The sequence below is a fragment of the Ruegeria sp. YKSF070 genome, assembly GCF_059612725.1.
The window spans coordinates 78,210-96,546 of record NZ_JBXWRD010000013.1 but is presented as its reverse complement, the minus strand read 5'-3'; the positions used below and the strand labels follow the sequence as shown (position 1 = coordinate 96,546).

Here is an 18,337-nt window from a genome sequence, read left to right as displayed (position 1 = left end):
GATCTGCACTGGCATTCCGGCACCCACCCTGCCGCCTATGGTGCTACGCTGGACCTGACCATCGGCAATGATGCCGGGGTGCTGGGACGGATTTGCACATTGATCGGTGAGAAGAAGGCCAATATCTCCAACCTGGAATTCATAGACCGCAAACCGGATTTCTATCGCCTGATGATCAGCGTCGAATTGCGGGATGTGGAACAGTTGCATTCGTTGATGCTGGCGCTCGAGGCCGAGGGTGACGTGGCCTCGGTCGAGCGCTACAGGGAAAAGGCCAAAGCGGGCGCCGCGGCCGGGTAAAGGCCGACAGGCAGGGAAAGGACATCCAAGCGTGGTTTTCAAGCGCCGAGATCGACGCTCTCCGCTGCAGGTGCTGTGGGAACTGATCTGGCCGCGTGGCGGTTGGACCCGAGCCTTTCACTATGTCAAACACCGGGTCCGCCGTCTGCCGGACCGGCCCGAACGTATCGCGCGTGGCATCGGGGCTGGGGTGTTCGCCTCGTTCACACCGTTTTATGGCATCCATTTCGTGATCGCGGCGGTTCTGGCACGGCTGATCAACGGCAATATCCTGGCCGGGCTCAGCGGGACATTCTTCGGCAATCCGCTGACCTATGTGCCGATCGGGGTGATCTCTTTGCAGACCGGCCATTTCCTTTTGGGGACCGAGTTTCACGAAGGCGCCAAACAGGGCCTGATGCGCAAGTTTGCCCGTGCCGCGGGCGACTTGAAGGATAATTTCCTGGCGCTCTTCACCGATCGCGACGCCGACTGGCAGGCACTCGACCTGTTCTATGAAGAGGTGTTCTTTCCCTATCTGGTTGGTGGTATCGCACCGGGTATCTTTGCGGGTGTGCTCTGTTACTACCTCAGCCTGCCGGTTATCAGCACCTATCAGAAACGCCGCCGCTCCAAGATCAAGGCCAAGTTCGAGGCGATCAAGAAAAAGGCGCAGGCCGATCTGCCAAACCCGGAAAATCCCGGCTAGGGTCGGGCGCGAGCGAGTCGGAAAGGAAATCCCGTCATGTCTGTTCCCCACCTGCGTCTTGGCGTGAATATCGACCATGTGGCGACCGTGCGCAACGCGCGCGGCGGTGCCAGCCCCGACCCGATCCGTGCCGCCATCCTGGCCGAGCAGGCCGGTGCCGACGGCATCACCGCGCATCTGCGCGAGGATCGCCGCCATATCACCGATGCCGATATCGACGGGTTGATGGCGGCGCTCGACGTGCCGCTCAACTTCGAGATGGCCGCAACCGACGAGATGCAGAAGATCGCGCTGCGCCACAAGCCGCACGCAGTCTGCATCGTGCCCGAAAAGCGCGAGGAACGTACCACCGAAGGCGGGCTTGAGGTCGCGCGCGAGGAAAACCGGCTGGCCCATTTCATCGCGCCGCTGCGCGAAGCGGGTTGCCGGGTGTCGATCTTCATCGCCGCCGACAAACGCCAGATCGAGGCCGCGCACCGGATCGGCGCGCAGGTGATCGAACTGCATACCGGGGCCTATTGCGATGCCCATGCCGAAGGCGATTTCGCCAAGCGCGACCGCGAGTTGGAGGCGATGCGCGAAATGTCCGCCTTTGCCCATTCGCTGGGGCTGGAGGTGCACGCCGGCCACGGCCTGACCTATGACACGGTGCAGCCGGTCGCAGCCTTTCCCGAGGTGATGGAGCTGAATATCGGCCATTTCCTGATCGGCGAGGCGATCTTTCGCGGGCTCACACCCGCCATCGCCGAAATGCGCCGCCTGATGGATGAGGCGCGGGCATGACCCGGGCGCAAGACTTTTTCAAAAAGTCTTGCCCAAAGTTTCCGGAAAACTTTGGGACACCGCAATGATCCTGGGTATCGGCACCGATCTGGCCAATATCGAGCGGATCGAGCGCACGCTCGACCGCTTCGGTGACCGCTTTCGCAAACGCGTCTTTACAGAGATCGAGCAGCGCAAGGCCGAGCGTCGCGCCGACACTGCCGGCACCTATGCCAAGCGCTGGGCCGCGAAAGAGGCCTGTTCCAAGGCGCTGGGCACCGGCCTGCGCATGGGTATCGCCTGGAAGGACATGGCGGTCAGCAACCTGGCGACCGGTCAGCCCGTCATGCAGGTCACCGGCTGGGCCGCCGAGCGTCTGCGCGAGATGACGCCCGAAGGCTACGAGGCGATCATCCATGTCACCCTGACCGACGATCACCCCTGGGCACAGGCCTTTGTCGTGATCGAGGCGCGCCCGCTCGCCGAGGCGGGGGAGGTGAACTTGACTTACCCCGCCCCGCCCCGCATGTAGCCCCCGAAACGCCCGCAGCAACTGGAGAGCCTGATGGCCAGCAAAGCCGCCAAGACCGGAAATGCCTTTGTCGAGACGATCAAGACCATCGTCTATGCGCTGCTGATCGCGGGCGTGTTCCGGACGCTGTTCTTTCAGCCGTTCTGGATCCCCTCGGGCTCGATGAAGGAAACGCTGCTGATCGGCGATTTCCTCTTCGTCAACAAGATGGCCTATGGCTATTCCTATGCCTCGTGCCCCAGCCTGGTATTGCCGCAATTCGGCATCGACATCGACGCCGAGGATGTTTGTGGCTGGGCCAAGGGCGATAATGACCGCCTGTTCGGCGGCACGCCCGAGCGTGGCGACGTGGTGGTGTTCCGTCACCCGGTTTCGGGGCGCGATTTCATCAAGCGTCTGATCGGCCTACCGGGCGACCGCATCCAGATGAAGGACGGCGTCCTCTACATCAACGATCAGGCGGTAAAGCTGGAAGATGACGGCGTGTTCGAAGAGCTGGCCGAGGCGCAAGGCCCCCAACGCCTGCGCCCGCGCTGCGAGAACGGTCCAGTGGGTGAGGGCGGCATCTGCCAGAAATCGCGCCAGATCGAGACGCTGCCCAACGGCGTCAGCCACAAGATCATCAATATCGGCAATCAGGCCTCGGACCATACCGGCGTCTACACGGTGCCCGAGGGACATTACTTCTTCATGGGCGACAACCGCGACAATTCCAGCGACAGCCGCCTGCCGCAATCGGCGGGCGGGGTCGGCTTTGTGCCTTACGAGAACCTGATCGGCCGGGCCGACCGCATCATGTTCTCGTCGGCGGGCCGGTCGATGCTGTTCTTCTGGACCTGGCGCAGCGATCGTTTCTTCAAGGGGATCGAGTGAAGCTTTCGGCAGAGATGAAGGCCTTTGAGGCGCGGCTGGGCTACTCTTTCGAGCGGCCCGAGCTTTTGGTGCGCGCGCTGACCCATGGTTCGATCTCCTCGGCCACCCGGCAGGACAATCAGCGGCTGGAGTTTCTGGGCGACCGGGTGCTGGGGCTGGTGATGGCGACGGCATTGCTGGAGGCGGACAAGGACGCGACCGAGGGTCAGCTGGCACCCCGCTTCAACGCGCTGGTGCGCAAGGAGACCTGCGCCGAGGTCGCCCGCGAGGCCGATCTGGGCGCGGTGTTGAAACTGGGCCGCTCCGAGATGATGTCGGGTGGACGGCGCAAACTGGCGCTGTTGGGCGACGCGATGGAGGCGGTGATCGCCGCCGTCTATCGCGATGGCGGTTTTACCGCCGCCGAGGCGGTGATCCTGCGGCTGTGGGGGGCGCGTATCCATCAGGTCGAGGCTGACGCGCGCGACGCCAAGACCGCGCTTCAGGAATGGGCGCAGGCGCGTGGCCAAACCCCGCCGCGCTATACTTTGGTGAAACGCTCTGGCCCCGATCATGCGCCGGTCTTTACCATTCTGGCGGAACTGGCCGATGGCCGCCGGGCCGAGGCCACCGCCGGGGCCAAGCGGCAGGCCGAACAGGCCGCCGCGCGCAAGCTGCTCGACGGTATGGATTAAGGTCCGCGATGCTGGCCCGCCTCGCCCTTCTGTTGCCCGCGCTGGCGCTGGGATATTGCGGGCAGGATGAGACCGCCACCGCCTATGGCGCCGCCGGGCAGGCCTGGCAGGTCGAGAGCATAGACGGCACCGCCTTTGTCGCCGAGGCAACGCTGCGCTTTCCCGAACCGGGCCAAATTGCGGGGCAGGGGCCGTGCAACAGCTTTACCGCCCGGCTGGACGCGCCCTATCCGTGGTTCGAAATCGCCGATCTGGTCGCCACCCGCGCCGCCTGTCCCGAGTTGGAGGCCGAGGGGGCGTTCTTCGCGGCGCTTCTGGCGATGGAACAGATCGAGGTCTCGGGGGCGGTGCTGATCTTGAGTAATGAGGCTGGGCACGAGATGCTTTTCAGGGCAACCGACTGATCAGGTCGATCAGCCGCCCGCGCGCCTGTGGCAGCGGCGCGTGGCCCAGGGCGGGCGCGACTCGGTGTTCCAGAAAATAGCCGGTGGTGCGCAGGGCCTGCGCGATCTCGGGGTCCGGCGCCGGGCCTTCGCCGCGCAGGCAGGGCGGCAGTGGCAACAGCCGCTCGGCCCATTCGCCAGCTGCCCCCGCGCTGACCGCGCGCCCGCTGCGCGGCGAGACATAGACCAGATCGTCGCTGGACCCGGTCACCGCGCAGCTGCTCAGATCAAGGCCAAAGCCCAACGCGTCAAGCAGCGCCAGTTCCCAGCGCAGATAGGCCAGCGGCCAGATCTCGTCCTGCCCAAGCAGGTCCAGAAGCTGTTCGGACTGCTTGTATAGTCGGGGATGCGCCTCGCGCTCGGGCAGACAAAAGGACAAGAGAGAGACGACCGCGTTCAGCCCGGCCAGCGCCAGTCGCCCTGACATCGCCGCCGCCGCGCGCGAGCGCAACGGTTCCACCGTGAAACTGCCCAGATGCTCCTCCAGCCGGGCGCGCCAACTCAGGTCGAGCTGCGCTCCCGGTTGCAGGATCGGCGCGATGCGGCGGCTGGTGCCACCCCGTACCACGCCCGCATGGCGGCCATGGCTGGCGGTAAAGGTGTCGATGATCGCCGAAGTCTCGCCATGGCGACGCACGGAAAGCAGGATGCCCTGATCACGCCAATCCATGTCGCCCCTCACGCTCGTTCGGGGACAGAATGGCCGCATCCGGGGGCAGACCGCAAGGCCCGCCCGCGCGGCTCAGGCCCGTCCGGGCCTCAACCGCATTTGGAATGGCCGCAGCTGCGGCAGGTCATGCAGCCCTCGACCATCTGCATGTCGAACTGGCCGCAGCTGGGGCAGGCCTTGCCACGCGGCGCGTCGCCGTTCACCACCTGCGCCTGCGGGTCCGATTTCAGGCCCATGCCCTCGCCTTCGAGAAAGCCGATGGCGATCAGGTGCTGTTCGATCACTCCGCCGATGGCGGCCAGGATCGAGGGGATGTACTTGCCCTTGACCCAGGCACCGCCGCGCGGATCGAACACGGCTTTCAGTTCCTCGACCACAAAGGACACATCGCCGCCGCGCCGGAACACCGCCGAAATCATCCTGGTCAGTGCCACGGTCCAGGCGAAATGCTCCATGTTCTTGGAGTTGATGAACACCTCGAACGGGCGACGGTGGCCGTTGATGATGATGTCGTTGATGGTGATGTAGAGCGCATGCTCGCTGTCGGGCCACTTGATCTTGTAGGTGTTGCCCTCAAGGTGTTCGGGCCGGTCCAGCGGCTCGGACATGTAGATGACGTCGCCATGGGGGGTCTGGGGTTCGGCATCGGATTTGGCGACGATGGTGGGGGCGGAGTTTTCGCCGAAAAGCAACCAAGATGGTCCTACACCGAGTGTTTTGGCTAGGCGGGTTACAAGGTCAATCGAGGCGGTGCTTCCATTCTCCAATTTGGAAATATGAGCTTGAGACACACCGACGGCTTCAGCAAGCTCTGCTTGTGAGAGAGATTTTTCTTTTCTGGCGTCTCTCAACCGTTGCCCCGAAACAGGTTTCTCCTCAGCCACACTCAACACACTCCCCGTCACATCATTCGGCCGGTACGTCGTGCAGCCCTTGCAGCCCAGATCCCAGGCCTGCATGTAGACATCCTTGAACGCGTCGAACGAGATATCCTCGGGGCAGTTGATCGTTTTGGAGATCGAGCTGTCGATCCATTTCTGCGCCGCCGCCTGCATCCGCACGTGATCGGCGGGCGCCAGCGTCTGGGCGTTGACGAAATAGTCGGGCAGGGGGGTGTCGCCGAACTTGTCGCGCCACATCTGCACGGCGTAATCGACCACCTCTTCTTCGGTCCGGCTGCCGTCTTTTTGCAGCACCTTGCGGGTATAGGCATAGGCAAAGACCGGCTCGATCCCCGACGACACGTTGCCGGCATAGAGCGAGATGGTCCCGGTGGGCGCGATCGAGGTCAACAGAGCGTTGCGGATGCCGTGGGCGCGGATCGCCTCGCGTACATCCTCGTCCATGGCCCGCATGGTGCCCGAGGCCAGGTATTTCTCGGCGTCAAACAGGGGAAAGGCGCCTTTTTCCTTGGCCAGCTCGACCGAGGCGAGATAGGCGGCGCGGGCGATGGCGTGCAGCCAGTCTTCGGTCTGTTTGGCGGCCTCGTCGCTGCCATAGCGCAGGCCCAGCATCAAGAGCGCATCGGCCAGTCCGGTCACGCCCAGCCCGATCCGGCGCTTGTTCTGCGCCTCGGCGGCCTGTTCGGGCAGCGGGAATTTCGAGGCATCGACCACGTTGTCCATCATCCGCACGGCGGTGGCGACCAGCTTTTGCAGCGCCTCGGGGTCCAGTTCGGCTGCGTCTTCGAACGGGTTCGTCACCAGCCGTGCCAGGTTGATCGAGCCCAGCAGGCAGGCGCCATAGGGCGGCAGGGGCTGTTCGCCACAGGGGTTGGTGGCAGCGATGGTCTCGACATAGTTCAGGTTGTTGGCCGCGTTGATCCGGTCGATGAAGATCACGCCCGGTTCGGCATAATCATAGGTGGCCTGCATGATCTTGTTCCACAGGGTGCGTGCCTCGACCGTGTGATAGACCTTGCCGTCGAATTGCAGCTCCCACGAGCCGTCGGCCTTGACCGCCTCCATGAAGGCATCGGTGACCAGCACCGACATGTTGAACATGCGCAGGCGGGCAGGGTCGGATTTGGCGGCGATGAACTGTTCGATATCGGGATGGTCGCAGCGCATGGTCGCCATCATCGCGCCCCGGCGGGAACCGGCGGACATGATGGTGCGGCACATGGCATCCCACACATCCATGAAGCTGAGCGGCCCCGAGGCATCGGCGGCCACGCCTTTCACATCGGCCCCGCGCGGGCGAATGGTCGAGAAATCGTAACCGATGCCGCCGCCCTGCTGCATGGTCAGCGCCGCCTCTTTCAGCATCTCGAAGATGCCGCCCATGCTGTCGGGGATGGTGCCCATGACAAAGCAGTTGAACAGCGTCACCTGCCGCGCAGTGCCCGCACCGGCGGTGATGCGCCCGGCGGGCAGGTATTTGAAATCCTCCAGCGCGGTGTAGAATTCCCGCTCCCAGCGGTCGGGATCCTGTTCGACGCGGGCCAGATCGCGGGCGATGCGGCGCCAGCTGTCCTCGACCGTCTGGTCGATCGGGGTGCCGTCCGCCTGTTTGAAACGGTATTTCATGTCCCAAATCTGCTCGGCGATGGGGGCGGCGAAACGGCTCATCGGATGATTCCCTCGTGCTGGAAGAGATATCCAGATTAAACCAAATGTGAGGATGGCCACAACAGCTTGATGCCCGAGCGCGGTGAGCTACAATATCAAGGTGGTCTTGGGACGACTCTGTGGGAAAGCTGTGGATAACTACGTCAATCTGATCAAGCTCAGCGTCGGTTCGGAAAGTGTCGACAGTTTGGCCGAATGGCAGGCGATGCGCCGGGCGCAGACCAAGGACGGATTGCCGCGCCATGTCACCCGCATGTGGCCCAAACGTGAGTCCGAGATCCTGGCGGGCGGGTCGATCTATTGGGTGATCAAGGGGTTGATCCAGTGCCGCCAGCGGGTGCTGCGGATGGACGAGGTCACCGGACAGGACGGCACCCGCCATTGTGCGCTGGTGCTCGACCCCGAATTGCACCGCACCCACAGCACCCAGAAACGCCCGTTTCAGGGCTGGCGCTATCTGAACCCTGCCGACACACCGCCCGACCTGCCCAAGGGACGCGCGCAGGACGATGCGTTGCCCGAGGACCTGAACCGGGCCTTGGCCGAGATCGGGGTGATCTGAACCTCAGCCGGTCCAGGGGCTGTGGCGCAGGATGTCGGAGAATTCCTCGACCAGCTGCGGGAACTGGGTCCGGGTGTGGATCAAGAGCGACACGCTGCGCTGTTCCTCCAGCCCGGCGATGGGGCGGAATGTCAGTTCTGTCGGCTGAACCCGTGCCACCGAGCGCGGCAGGATCGTCACCCATTTGCCCGTCCTCACCATCGCCAGCAGCGAATGGGTGTTGTGCACGGTGATCCGGGCGCGGGGCAGGGCGGCGTGTATCTCGGGCGCCTCGATCAGCCCGCACAGGCTGTTGCGGATGAAGCCCGAGGCAAAGACCGCGTCGATATCGGGTGCCTGTGGTTGCTGTGCGAGCGGATGACCGGTGGCGCAAAGCAGGCCGTATGCGTCCTCGAACAGGGTTTCGCTTTCGACCCCGTTCAGCACCGGCTGGCCCGAGACAATGCCCAGATCGGCCTGCCCTTGCAGGATCGCATCCACCACCCTGCCGCTATCCATGTCACGCAGTTCCAGATCCAGTGAAGGGTTGCGGTGCATCATCGTCTCGATCGCGCCAGGCAGCGCCAGCCCCGAGGCCGAAGGGATCGACGCCACCCGCAAGATCCCTTGCGGCGCCCGCGCCGCCGCCTCGATCGCCTGTATGGTATCGTCGAACTGGCGCAGCTGCTGCTGGGCAAAGCGGAACACCTCTTGCCCCAGCGGGGTCAGGCGGTTCTTGCGCTCGTTCTCGAACAGGCGCTGGCCCAGATGTTCCTCAAGCTGTTTCAGGGTCATCGACAGCGCGGACTGGGTCCGCCCCATCCGCATTGCGGCATCGGCAAGGTTTCCTGTTTGTGCAACAGTGCTGAAACAGCGCAGCATCTCGATCTTGATCATGAGTTCAGAAAACCTGAAATTTCATTAAGAAGTTTAAGTTTGACCGATATGGTGCGCGGAGTCCACCATGACCCAATTCATTCGAGGAACTGGGCCAGAGGCATGTCGGACACAAAACTCAATCTCATCGCGGGCGAATGGCTGGCGGGCGAAGCTGAAATCGAAAACCGCAACCCGTCGGACCTGAGCGATCTGGTTGGTATGTTTGCCCAGGCCAGCGCCGATCAGCTCGATGCGACGCTGCTTCAGGCCCGGCGCGCACAGGCGGAATGGGCGGCTTACGGGATGGAGCGCAAGCAGGCGGTGCTGATGTCCATCGGCACCGAGCTGATGGCCCGGGCCGAGGAGTTGGGCACGCTACTCAGCCGCGAAGAGGGCAAACCGCTGGCCGAGGGCAAGGGCGAGGTCTATCGCGCCGGTCAGTTCTTTACCTATTACGCCGCCGAATGCCTGCGCCAGCTGGGCGAGAATGCCGACAGCGTGCGCCCGGGCGTCGAGATCGACGTGCGCCGCGAGGCGGTGGGCGTGGTCGCGGTGATCAGCCCGTGGAACTTTCCCACCGCCACTGCCTCGTGGAAGATCGCGCCCGCGCTTTGCTATGGCAATGCGGTGGTGTGGAAACCGGCCAATATCACCCCGGCCAGCGCGGTGGCGTTGACCGAGATCATCGCGCGCCAGGACGTCCCCAAGGGCCTTTTCAGCCTGGTCATGGGTTCGGGTCGCAGCATTGGCCAGCGGCTGGTGGAAAGCCCGCTGGTCAATGCGATTTCCTTCACCGGCTCGGTGCCGGTGGGCAAGGGTATCGCGTCCGCCGCCATCCAGAACCTGACCAAGGTTCAGATGGAGATGGGGTCCAAGAACGCGCTGGCGGTGATGGACGATGCCGATCTGGATCTGGCGGTGACGCTGGCGCTGGGCGGTGCCTTTGGCGGCACTGGGCAGAAATGCACCGCAAGCTCGCGGCTGGTGGTGCATGCCGCCATCCACGACGCCTTTGTCGAGAAGCTGGTGGCGGGCGCACAGGCGATGAAGGTGGGCCATGCGCTGGCCGAGGGCACCCAGATGGGCCCGGTGGTAAGCCAGCAGCAACTGGCCGAGAACCTCGCCTATGTCGATCTGGGCAAGTCCGAGGGCGCCGAACTGGCCTGCGGCGGCCAGCGGCTCGATATGCCGCAGGACGGCTATTACATGTCGCCCGGCGTGTTCCTGAACACCACCAACACCATGCGCATCAACCGCGAAGAGATGTTCGCGCCGCTGACCAGCGTGATCAAGGTCGGCAGCTATGACGAGGCGCTGAGCGTGGTGAACGATACCAATTTCGGCCTGACCTCGGGCATCGTCACCCAGTCGCTGGCACGCGCCACCCATTTCCGCCGCAACGCGCGCACCGGGGTGGTGACAGTGAACCTGCCGACGGCGGGCACCGATTACCACGTGCCGTTTGGTGGCCGCGGTGACAGCTCTTACGGGCCGCGCGAACAGGGCAAGGCGGCGGCCGAGTTCTATACCACGGTCAAGACCGCTTACATCAGCGCGGGGGCACCACAATGAGCTATCGCATCGACGGCCTGCAATATGCCAACTGGTCGGAAAAGATCTTTCGCCAGCTGCGCGCGGGCCATGTCGATGCGGTGCATGTCACCATCGCCTATCACGAAAGCTTTCGTGAGACGGTCCTGAATTTCGAGAAATGGAACCGCTGGTTCGAACAATATCCCGACCTGATCATGAAGGGGCAATGGGCCCGCGATATCGACATCGCGCGCGAGACCGGGCGCACCGCGATCTTTTTCGGGTTCCAGAACCCCAGCCCGATCGAGGACGATATCGGGCTGGTCGAGATCCTGCACACGCTGGGCGCGCGTTTCATGCAGCTGACCTATAACAACCAGTCGCTGCTGGCGACCGGCTGTTACGAGGCCGAGGATGCGGGCATCACCCGCATGGGCCGTCAGGTCATCAAGGAGATGAACCGCGTGGGGTTGGTGGTGGACATGAGCCATTCCGCCGACCGCTCGACCATCGAGGCCGCCGAGATCTCGGAACGCCCCATCGCCATCACTCATGCCAACCCGCATGACTGGGCCCCGGCCCTGCGCAACAAGCGTGACGACGTGATCCGGGCGGTCACCGAAAATGGCGGCATGCTGGGCTTTTCGGTCTATCCGCACCACCTCAAGGACAAGTCCGACTGCACGCTGGACAGCTTCTGCGAGATGATCGCGCGCACCGCCGAGCGGTACGGCGTCGAACATCTGGGGATCGGCACCGACCTGTGCCAGGACCAGCCTGACAGCGTGGTGGAATGGATGCGCACCGGGCGCTGGTCCAAGGAGATCGACTTTGGCGAGGGTTCCGCCAGCGCGCCGGGCTTTCCCCCGATGCCGCACTGGTTCCAGGACAATCGCGATTTTGGAAATATCGAGAACGGGTTACGCGCGACCGGCCTGAACAAGGACGAAGTGGCCGGGATCATGGGCGGGAACTGGTACCGGTTCTTTGCCCAGAACTTCGTCCCGCAAGGATAAGAAAGATGGACACAGCCCCGAACAGGCAAATCCAACGCAGGGATCCGGCAACAGTCATGCGGCTGTCGCGGCTGGGGTCGCTGCATCAATGCCGCCTCAGCTTCATGCGCATCCTGACCCGGCGCATGGCGCGCGAGAACTGGAGTTTTTCGCGCCCGGTGTTCCGCGTCGACGCGGCGGGCGTGGGCCATGCGGTCTATACCGCGCAGGGACCCGAACGTGCCTATTCGCTCGTGGCCTTTGCCCATGACCTGCCGCCCGAGATGCGCTCGGATCGGGTGATCGCCACCGCCTGGGACGCCACATTCACCCTGTTCGATGGCATCCCGACCGAGGATGATATCGCGCGGCTGTCGCAGAACGTGCCGCTGCAAGAGGCGGGCCGGGTCAGCGAACGCGAGATCTCGGTCAGCCGGGCCAACCGGTCGGTGCGGCTCTGGGCGCATGTGGTCGACGCGCTCGCAAGCGGGCAACAGCCCGACCGCGCCGAGATCGACAAGGTGGGCTATCTGATGCGCACCACCGCCGTCTATGGCTCGGGCAAGCTGGGCGCGGCGGATCGCGAGCAGATCGCTGACCGCCCCGAGATGCAGGTGCCGTTTCAGGCCGAGATGCTGTCGGTCTATCTGACCCGTGTCTTCGTGCGCGATCTGGTGCAGCACATGGCGCGGGCCAAGGGCGGCGAAGGCGCGGTCGATCTGGACCCGGCGCTGGCCCGGCGCATGGGGATCGGCAATTCCACCGGCCTGGGCATGGCGCCCTATATCGTCAATCACCCGGTCCTGTTCAACAACTGGGTCATGGCCCGTGAAGAGGCGATTGCACGCGTGCGCGGTGTTGCCACCGCCAGCCCCGACGCGGCCGCGCGGTTTCGCCGGATGCTGAGGCGCAGCGAGGTGTCGCTGGGCCAGTGGCGTTCCGAACACCCGATTCAACTGGCGAAACTGACCGATCTGCGCCGCGACATTGAGGTGCTCTCGCGCCATGTGGCGGGCGACGACCTGTTGAACGATCATCCATGGGACCGGCTGATGCGCTGGGCAGAGGGTGCGCTCAGCGAGGAGGGGCAGGAACTGGTCGCCTCGCTGATCCTTGAACCCTATCCCGATCTGGTGGACGGTCTGGCCAGCTGCATGGCCGACGGCAATCCGGGCGCGTTTCGCATCGACGGTGCGATGCCGATCTCGGAGCTGCGCGAGTTGATCGCGGCCAGCTACGCCTGGGCCTTTGACCTGGACTGGTCGGCGCCCGAAAACTGCGCCCGCGCCTGGTATGTGTCCGAGGAGAAGCTGGAACCGCGTCTGGGCGAGCGCTTTGACGAGCCGATTGCCGAGTACGAACAGCCGCTGGCGCCTGCCCGCGATGCGGCACTCGCGCATGCCGCGCTGGCCGATTGGGACGGCGCCCGCCCGGTGGCCGAGTTCCTGCTGGCCCATCCCGAACACCGCCATACCGTGCGACGTGCGCAGATGAGCAGGCTGGCCCCCTATGGCGAGATCCATGACAACACGATCAGCGCCTCGGTGCTGCCCATCGACATGCTGCGGGCGAAACTCGCCTTCTTTGGCGCCATCCATTTCGACCCGCGTTCCGACCGCTGGGTGCGGATCTGCATGTATTCCGGCGCCCCTTACCCCGAGGAGCTTTCGCCCGAAACGGCGGATGACTGGGTCTATCCCGAGGTGCCGGCATGAGCTTTTCCCTCAACGAGATCGAGGCCACCGCCAAGCGCGCCACGCGCGGCGCGGGCTATCCCTGGGGCCTCGCCGAAGAAGCGGCCAAGGCCACGCGCTGGCTGGCCGCCCATGACATTGACGCCTGCGCCGAACTGGCCGGGCTGCTGACCCGGGTCGACGGGGTGCCACTTGCGGATCTTTCTCCTGACCCGAAGGGCACGACCTGGGTCGCGTCGGGCGGAACGATGTGCCCGCTGGCGGTAGGGGCCGCGCTGTCGGATCGCGCGGCACAGCTGGGTGATGCCGGGATCCGGCTGGAACAGGTAGCCCGGCCCGCGCTGCTGGTGCCTTTTGCCGCGCTGATGGCGCAGCAAATCGGCCGCCCGGTCACCCTGCGTTGGGAGGGCGGCGGTGCCGTCACCGATGGTGCGGCGCTCGATCTTTCCGGAACGGCGCCGGACCAAGCGCCTCTGGTCGAGGTGACCTCGGGCGCCCAGATCGACGCCGTGACGCCTATCCGCAGCCGCGCCCAGCCCGCGCCCGAGGCCTGGGCCACCCTGAACCGCCTTGCCCATCGCACCTATGCCCCGGCGACCGAAGAATCCCGGTTGAAGGGCGCAGGTGCCGGGCTTTCCGACAATGACTGAATCGAGGACCCCATGACCGAAACCCGCACCCTGAGCCTGGACGAGATCGAAGATCTGAGCTTTCGCGCATTGGTGGCTGCAGGTACGTCCGAGGCCAATGCACGGCCATTGGCCGTGGCCACCGCCGCGACCGAGGCCGACGGCATCGCCAGCCACGGCCTGCTGTATATCCCGATCTATTGCGAGCATGTGCAATGCGGCAAGGTCGACGGGCGGGCCGAACCCCGGCTTGACCGTCCCGCGCCCTCGGTACTGACTGCGGATGCAGCGACCGGCTTTGCCCACGCGGCTATCGACCTAGGCTTTGACCAGCTGATGCCGCTGGCGCGCAGCCAGGGCGTGGCCGTTCTGACCGTGCGCAACAGCTATAACTGCGGGGTGCTCGGCTATCACACTGCCCGTCTGGCGCGCGCCGGGCTGGTGGGGCTGGGCTTTACCAATGCCCCCGCTTCGATCGCGCCCTCGGGTGGCTCGAAACCGGTGGTCGGCACCAACCCGTTCTCGCTTGCCGTGCCGGGCGAGGATGGTGAACCGGCGATCCTGATCGACCAGAGCGCCAGCACCATCGCCAAGAGCGAGGTGATGAAACATGCCCGCGAGGGCAAGCCGATCCCGGTTGGCTGGGCGCTGGATGCCGACGGCAACCCCACCACCGACCCCGAGGTCGGGCTGAAGGGCTCGATGGCACCGTCCGGCGGCTACAAGGGAGTAGGGGTTGCCCTGCTGGTCGAGACCATGGCCGCGGCGCTCACCGGCGCTACTCTGGGCATCGACGCTTCGCCCTTTTCCGGTACGGCGGGCGGGCCGCCGCGCACCGGACAGTTCTTTATCGCGATCGACCCGGGCGCGACTTCGGGTGACCGGTTTGCCCCATTGGTTGCGCGTCTGGCGGGGGCGGTTCATGACCAGGACAACGCCCATTTGCCCGGCGACGGGCGTCGCGCCCGCCGACTCCGCTCGCGCGAAGAGGGGGTCGCGGTCAACGTCGCGACCCTCGAACGGATCGAAAAGATCATCGCGGCATAAGCGACATTTCAAACGTCGTTTCCGCGACAAAAACCATCGGTCCTGCGTCACTCTGACCGGCGTGGGATCGCTAGAGTAAGCAAATTGTTGCGTCAGGGAGGGATCGCATGTCAATAAAACCACCGTTCACCGAGATCGAGGTCAAAAGGGCCGCGTCCGGTTTCTATCAGGGGCATAGCGTCGAAATCGCTCTGTTCTCCAAAGCGATCATGGTCGGCCTGGTTCTTTGGGCCCTGGTCTGGCCCGCGAATGCCAATGGCGTTCTGGGCAGCCTGAACTGGCGTCTGCTGGAGGACTTCAACGTCTTCTATATCGTCATCGTCGGCTTCTTTGCCGTGTTCCTGTTCGTGCTGGCGGCCCTGCCGCAGACCGGCAAGCGGATCATGGGCCGGCCCGGCGAGGGCACCGAGTTCTCCAACTTCTCCTGGTTCTCGATGATGTTCGGAGCCGGTCTGGGCGTCGGCCTGATGGTGTTCGCTACCGCCGAACCGCTGGGCCTTTGGGGCTCGAACCCTGTCGTGGTTTCGGGCGCTGTTGCCGGCAACTCGGAGGAGGCGCTGCAATCGGCCTATCGCTATACCTTTGCCCATTACGGCTTTCACGCCTGGGCGATCTATGTGGTGACCGGCCTGGCGCTGGCCTATTACGCCTATACCCGTGACATGCCGCTGACCATCCGTTCGGCGCTGACGCCGCTGTTCGGCCCGCTGATGAACGGGTTTCTGGGCCATGTGGTCGACATTCTGGGCGTGGTGGCAACCATCCTGGGTGTGTCGGTGACCATCGGCTTTGGCGTGTCGCAGTTCATCGATGGCATGTATGCCATCACCGGCATGGAATGGATGATGGACATGACCGGCGAGGCGCCTGCACCGGGCACCGTCGGCCTGATCTCGGGTCTCTTCGTGATCATGGGGCTATCGGTCATTTCGGCGGTGTCGGGCGTGGGCCGCGGCGTGAAGTACCTTTCGAACCTGAACCTGGTGATGTCTCTGATCCTGCTGTTCACTTTTGTGGTGTTCGGTTCGTTCCTGTTCGCCATGACGACCTATGCCACGGCGCTGGTGGACTATATCCTCCACTTCCTGTCGATCAGCTTTGGCGCCTATGGCCCGCAGGATCCGGCCGCTTTTGCCGCTGCTCTGCCGACTGAGGCCGCCCCCTATGCCGACGCGCTGCGCGGTGGGGCGACCAATGCCTGGGGCTCGTTTGACGGGTTCAAATCCGGCCTTGAAGGCGAAGCCGCCGCCCTGTCCGACGAGGTTCTGGCGGCAGCCTATGCCGCGGGTGAGCCGGGCCGTCAATTCGGTTGGCAGGCTGGCTGGACCACCTTCTACTGGGCCTGGTGGATCGCGTTCTCGCCCTTTGTTGGCCTGTTCCTGGCGCGCATCTCGCGCGGTCGCACGGTGCGTGAGTTCATCGTCGGCTGCCTGTTCGCCCCGGCGCTGGTCTGCTTTGCATGGATGACCATCCTGGGTGGCACCGCCATCGACCTGGAACTGACCGGCAATGCCAATGGCGCCATCATCGGCGCGTCGAACACCGCCAAGCTGTTCGTGACCCTGGGCCAGATGCTGTCGGGTGGGTTCCTGTCGGCAATCACCGTCATGTGCGTGGTGCTGATCATGACCTTCCTCGTCACTTCGGCGGACTCGGGCATCCTGGTGATGAACACCATCATGTCGGGCGGCGATCAGGAAGTCGGCAACAAGCACAAGATCGTCTGGGGCGTGATCCTGACCGCGGTGATCGGTACGCTGCTGATCGCGGGCAAGACCAATGGCGGCGCAGACCCGATGGAGGCGCTGAAGAGCGCGATGATCATCGGTGCTCTGCCCTTCACTGTGGTGATGGGGCTGATGTGCGTGTCGCTGGTCAAGGCGCTCTATCGCGATGGTAAGCGCGAAAAGCTTGGTCTGACCGTCGGCAAACCGGCCGAATAAGCCAATGTTCCGGGCGGTTTGCCGCCCGGCCCCAACTCTTGCAGACGGACCCGTGCCGCAACGGCGCGGGTCCGTTTCGCTTTCGGGTTACGCCGTCGCCAACAGGGCGCGCAGCATGTCCAAAGCCGGGTCCATCTCTGCTTCTGAGAAGGCGCAGAACCCCAGGATCAGCCCGTTGCCGCGTCCCGGCACCGCGCAATAGCGCGAGAGGGCGGACACGGTCAGCCCCGCCGCAAGGGCGCGCTCGGCAAGTGCCGTGTCGTCAAGGCCGGGGTGCAGGTGCAGCACCGTCTGCATTCCGGCCTGATGGTCGGTGGCGGTTCCATATTCGGCAAACTCCCGTGCCAGCCGGTCCAGCAGATAGCGCCGTCGCTCGCCATAGACCCGGCGCACCCGGCGCAGATGCCGGTAGAACTCGCCGCTCGACATGAACTCGGCCAGCGCCTGTTGCGGCATCGAACTGGCCCGCACGCCAAAGCGGCGAACGGTCTGGCGGAACGGCTCCAGCAGTGGCTCTGGCGCAATCAGGTAACCCAGTCGAAGCGCATTCGAGAAGATCTTGGAAAACGAGCCCACATAGATGGTACGGCTTAGTGGATCAAAGCCCGCCATGGCGGGGATCGGACGTCCGGCATAGCGGAACTCGCTGTCGTAATCGTCCTCTATGATCCAGGCATCGCCGGACCGCGCCCATTGTGTCCAGGCACTGCGACGGCTGGGGGACATGGCACCGCCCAGCGGATAGTGATGCGAGGGGGTCAGCACCGCCAGTCGCGGCGCTGCGTCGGGTGGCGGTAGGGTCGCTCCTTGTTCATCAAGCGGCAGAAACACCGGCTGTAGCCCCTGTGCCGTGGCAAAGCTGCGCAGCGGTTCGTAGCCCGGATCCTCCAGTGCGATGGCGTCGCCAGGACGCGACAGGGAGCGCATGCACAGTTCCAGCGCATCGGTGGCCCCGGCAGTGATGATGATCTGTTCCGGCGCGGCTTCGACCCCGCGCCAGTCACGCAGATGCGCGGCAATGGCGCCGCGCAGCGCCGGATTGCCAAAGGTGTCGCCGGTCGTGAACATCGCTTGCGGGTTCGACCGGCAGAGCCGCGCCACGGTGCGCGCCCATTGCCGATAGGGAAACAGTCGCATGTCCGGCGTGCCCGCCACGAAAGGACGCGCTTTGGCGGGGGCGGTTTCGACCTGCGTCGGTCGGGTACGTGCGGCCGGAGGGGCGGTCTCGACTTCCCCCATGGCACAGACGACATGGCCCGAGCCTTGGCGTGCGCGCAGATACCCTTCGGCCACCAGCTGCTCATAGGCGGTTACCACCGTCGAGCGGGACACGCCTAGCTCCACTGCCAGAACCCGGGTGGGCGGCACCGCTGTGCCCTCGGGCAGGGCGCCGGTACTGGCGCGGGTTCGGATGGCGGCACAGATTTGTTCAAAGACGGGCACCGGGCTGTCGCGCTCAATCGATATTGCGGGCCAAGAGGTCTGGCTCATGAAATTGGTCTGCCTGTTTGTTCTGATTTTGGAAGTTAACTGCTGTCCGCCTTGCGGGCAAACAGAGACTAGC

18 protein-coding genes are annotated in these 18,337 nt (G+C 64.5%); 14 read left to right on the top strand and 4 right to left on the bottom strand.

Annotation, left to right across the window (positions count from 1 at the left end; all coding sequences use genetic code 11):
- The 7 genes from AC2FL1_RS09685 to AC2FL1_RS09655 form a co-directional block, all read left to right on the top strand.
- Window positions 1-300, top strand: a 300-nt coding sequence (locus AC2FL1_RS09685) for an ACT domain-containing protein (RefSeq protein ID WP_496876768.1), incomplete at its 5' end; no start/stop codon positions are given.
- Window positions 301-331: 31 nt separating this feature from the next.
- Window positions 332-988: a DUF2062 domain-containing protein gene (locus AC2FL1_RS09680; protein WP_496876767.1), complete on the top strand. Its 657-nt coding sequence runs from the start codon at window positions 332-334 to the stop codon at window positions 986-988.
- Between the two features lie 36 nt (window positions 989-1,024).
- Window positions 1,025-1,771 carry a pyridoxine 5'-phosphate synthase gene (locus AC2FL1_RS09675; protein WP_496876766.1) on the top strand — a complete coding sequence of 249 codons (747 nt, stop codon included), beginning with the start codon at window positions 1,025-1,027 and terminating at the stop codon, window positions 1,769-1,771.
- A gap of 64 nt (window positions 1,772-1,835) precedes the next feature.
- Window positions 1,836-2,282 carry a holo-ACP synthase gene (gene acpS, locus AC2FL1_RS09670; protein WP_496825732.1) on the top strand — a complete coding sequence of 149 codons (447 nt, stop codon included), beginning with the start codon at window positions 1,836-1,838 and terminating at the stop codon, window positions 2,280-2,282.
- A 33-nt stretch (window positions 2,283-2,315) separates the two neighbouring features.
- On the top strand, window positions 2,316-3,155 hold the full coding sequence (gene lepB, locus AC2FL1_RS09665; protein ID WP_496876765.1) for a signal peptidase I: 840 nt from the start codon (window positions 2,316-2,318) through the stop codon (window positions 3,153-3,155).
- Window positions 3,152-3,829 (top strand): ribonuclease III, encoded by a 678-nt coding sequence (rnc, locus tag AC2FL1_RS09660; protein WP_496825728.1) that lies wholly within the window; start codon window positions 3,152-3,154, stop codon window positions 3,827-3,829. The genes lepB and rnc overlap by 4 nt, the downstream gene beginning before the upstream one ends.
- A gap of 8 nt (window positions 3,830-3,837) precedes the next feature.
- Window positions 3,838-4,233 carry an META domain-containing protein gene (locus tag AC2FL1_RS09655; RefSeq protein WP_496876764.1) on the top strand — a complete coding sequence of 132 codons (396 nt, stop codon included), beginning with the start codon at window positions 3,838-3,840 and terminating at the stop codon, window positions 4,231-4,233.
- Here the strand turns inward: AC2FL1_RS09655 and recO are convergent.
- Entirely contained in the window at window positions 4,217-4,942 is a 726-nt protein-coding gene (gene recO, locus AC2FL1_RS09650) for a DNA repair protein RecO (RefSeq protein WP_496876763.1), read from the bottom strand. The two genes, AC2FL1_RS09655 and recO, sit on opposite strands and share 17 nt — an antisense overlap.
- An 89-nt stretch (window positions 4,943-5,031) precedes the next feature.
- On the bottom strand, window positions 5,032-7,512 hold the full coding sequence (locus AC2FL1_RS09645; RefSeq protein ID WP_496876762.1) for an adenosylcobalamin-dependent ribonucleoside-diphosphate reductase: 2,481 nt from the start codon (window positions 7,510-7,512) through the stop codon (window positions 5,032-5,034).
- Between the two features lie 130 nt (window positions 7,513-7,642).
- On the opposite strand from AC2FL1_RS09645, the gene AC2FL1_RS09640 reads away from it, so the two are divergent.
- The gene (locus AC2FL1_RS09640; RefSeq protein WP_496876761.1) at window positions 7,643-8,074 is read left to right on the top strand and encodes a DUF1489 family protein; all 432 of its coding nucleotides are present in this window, start codon (window positions 7,643-7,645) and stop codon (window positions 8,072-8,074) included.
- A gap of 3 nt (window positions 8,075-8,077) precedes the next feature.
- Here the strand turns inward: AC2FL1_RS09640 and AC2FL1_RS09635 are convergent, their stop codons facing one another.
- Window positions 8,078-8,950: a LysR family transcriptional regulator gene (locus AC2FL1_RS09635; protein ID WP_496876760.1), complete on the bottom strand. Its 873-nt coding sequence runs from the start codon at window positions 8,948-8,950 to the stop codon at window positions 8,078-8,080.
- Between the two features lie 102 nt (window positions 8,951-9,052).
- Here AC2FL1_RS09635 and AC2FL1_RS09630 point away from each other — a divergent pair, with 102 nt between their 5' ends.
- From AC2FL1_RS09630 to AC2FL1_RS09605, 6 genes are all read left to right on the top strand, one after another.
- On the top strand, window positions 9,053-10,504 hold the full coding sequence (locus AC2FL1_RS09630; protein ID WP_496876759.1) for an aldehyde dehydrogenase family protein: 1,452 nt from the start codon (window positions 9,053-9,055) through the stop codon (window positions 10,502-10,504).
- Complete coding sequence (locus tag AC2FL1_RS09625; RefSeq protein ID WP_496876758.1) at window positions 10,501-11,481, top strand: membrane dipeptidase; 981 nt, start codon at window positions 10,501-10,503, stop codon at window positions 11,479-11,481. Before AC2FL1_RS09630 ends, AC2FL1_RS09625 begins: the two co-directional genes overlap by 4 nt.
- Window positions 11,482-11,486: 5 nt before the next feature.
- Window positions 11,487-13,175 (top strand): hypothetical protein, encoded by a 1,689-nt coding sequence (locus AC2FL1_RS09620; RefSeq protein WP_496876757.1) that lies wholly within the window; start codon window positions 11,487-11,489, stop codon window positions 13,173-13,175.
- On the top strand, window positions 13,172-13,804 hold the full coding sequence (locus tag AC2FL1_RS09615) for a DUF3726 domain-containing protein (RefSeq protein WP_496876756.1): 633 nt from the start codon (window positions 13,172-13,174) through the stop codon (window positions 13,802-13,804). The genes AC2FL1_RS09620 and AC2FL1_RS09615 overlap by 4 nt, the downstream gene beginning before the upstream one ends.
- Before the next feature lie 12 nt (window positions 13,805-13,816).
- Entirely contained in the window at window positions 13,817-14,830 is a 1,014-nt protein-coding gene (locus AC2FL1_RS09610; protein WP_496876755.1) for an Ldh family oxidoreductase, read from the top strand.
- Between the two features lie 107 nt (window positions 14,831-14,937).
- Window positions 14,938-16,773 carry a BCCT family transporter gene (locus AC2FL1_RS09605; protein WP_496876754.1) on the top strand — a complete coding sequence of 612 codons (1,836 nt, stop codon included), beginning with the start codon at window positions 14,938-14,940 and terminating at the stop codon, window positions 16,771-16,773.
- Window positions 16,774-16,860: 87 nt separating this feature from the next.
- Here AC2FL1_RS09605 and pdxR read toward each other — a convergent pair whose 3' ends face one another.
- Entirely contained in the window at window positions 16,861-18,264 is a 1,404-nt protein-coding gene (pdxR, locus tag AC2FL1_RS09600; protein WP_496876753.1) for a MocR-like pyridoxine biosynthesis transcription factor PdxR, read from the bottom strand.
- Window positions 18,265-18,337: the final 73 nt, after the last annotated feature.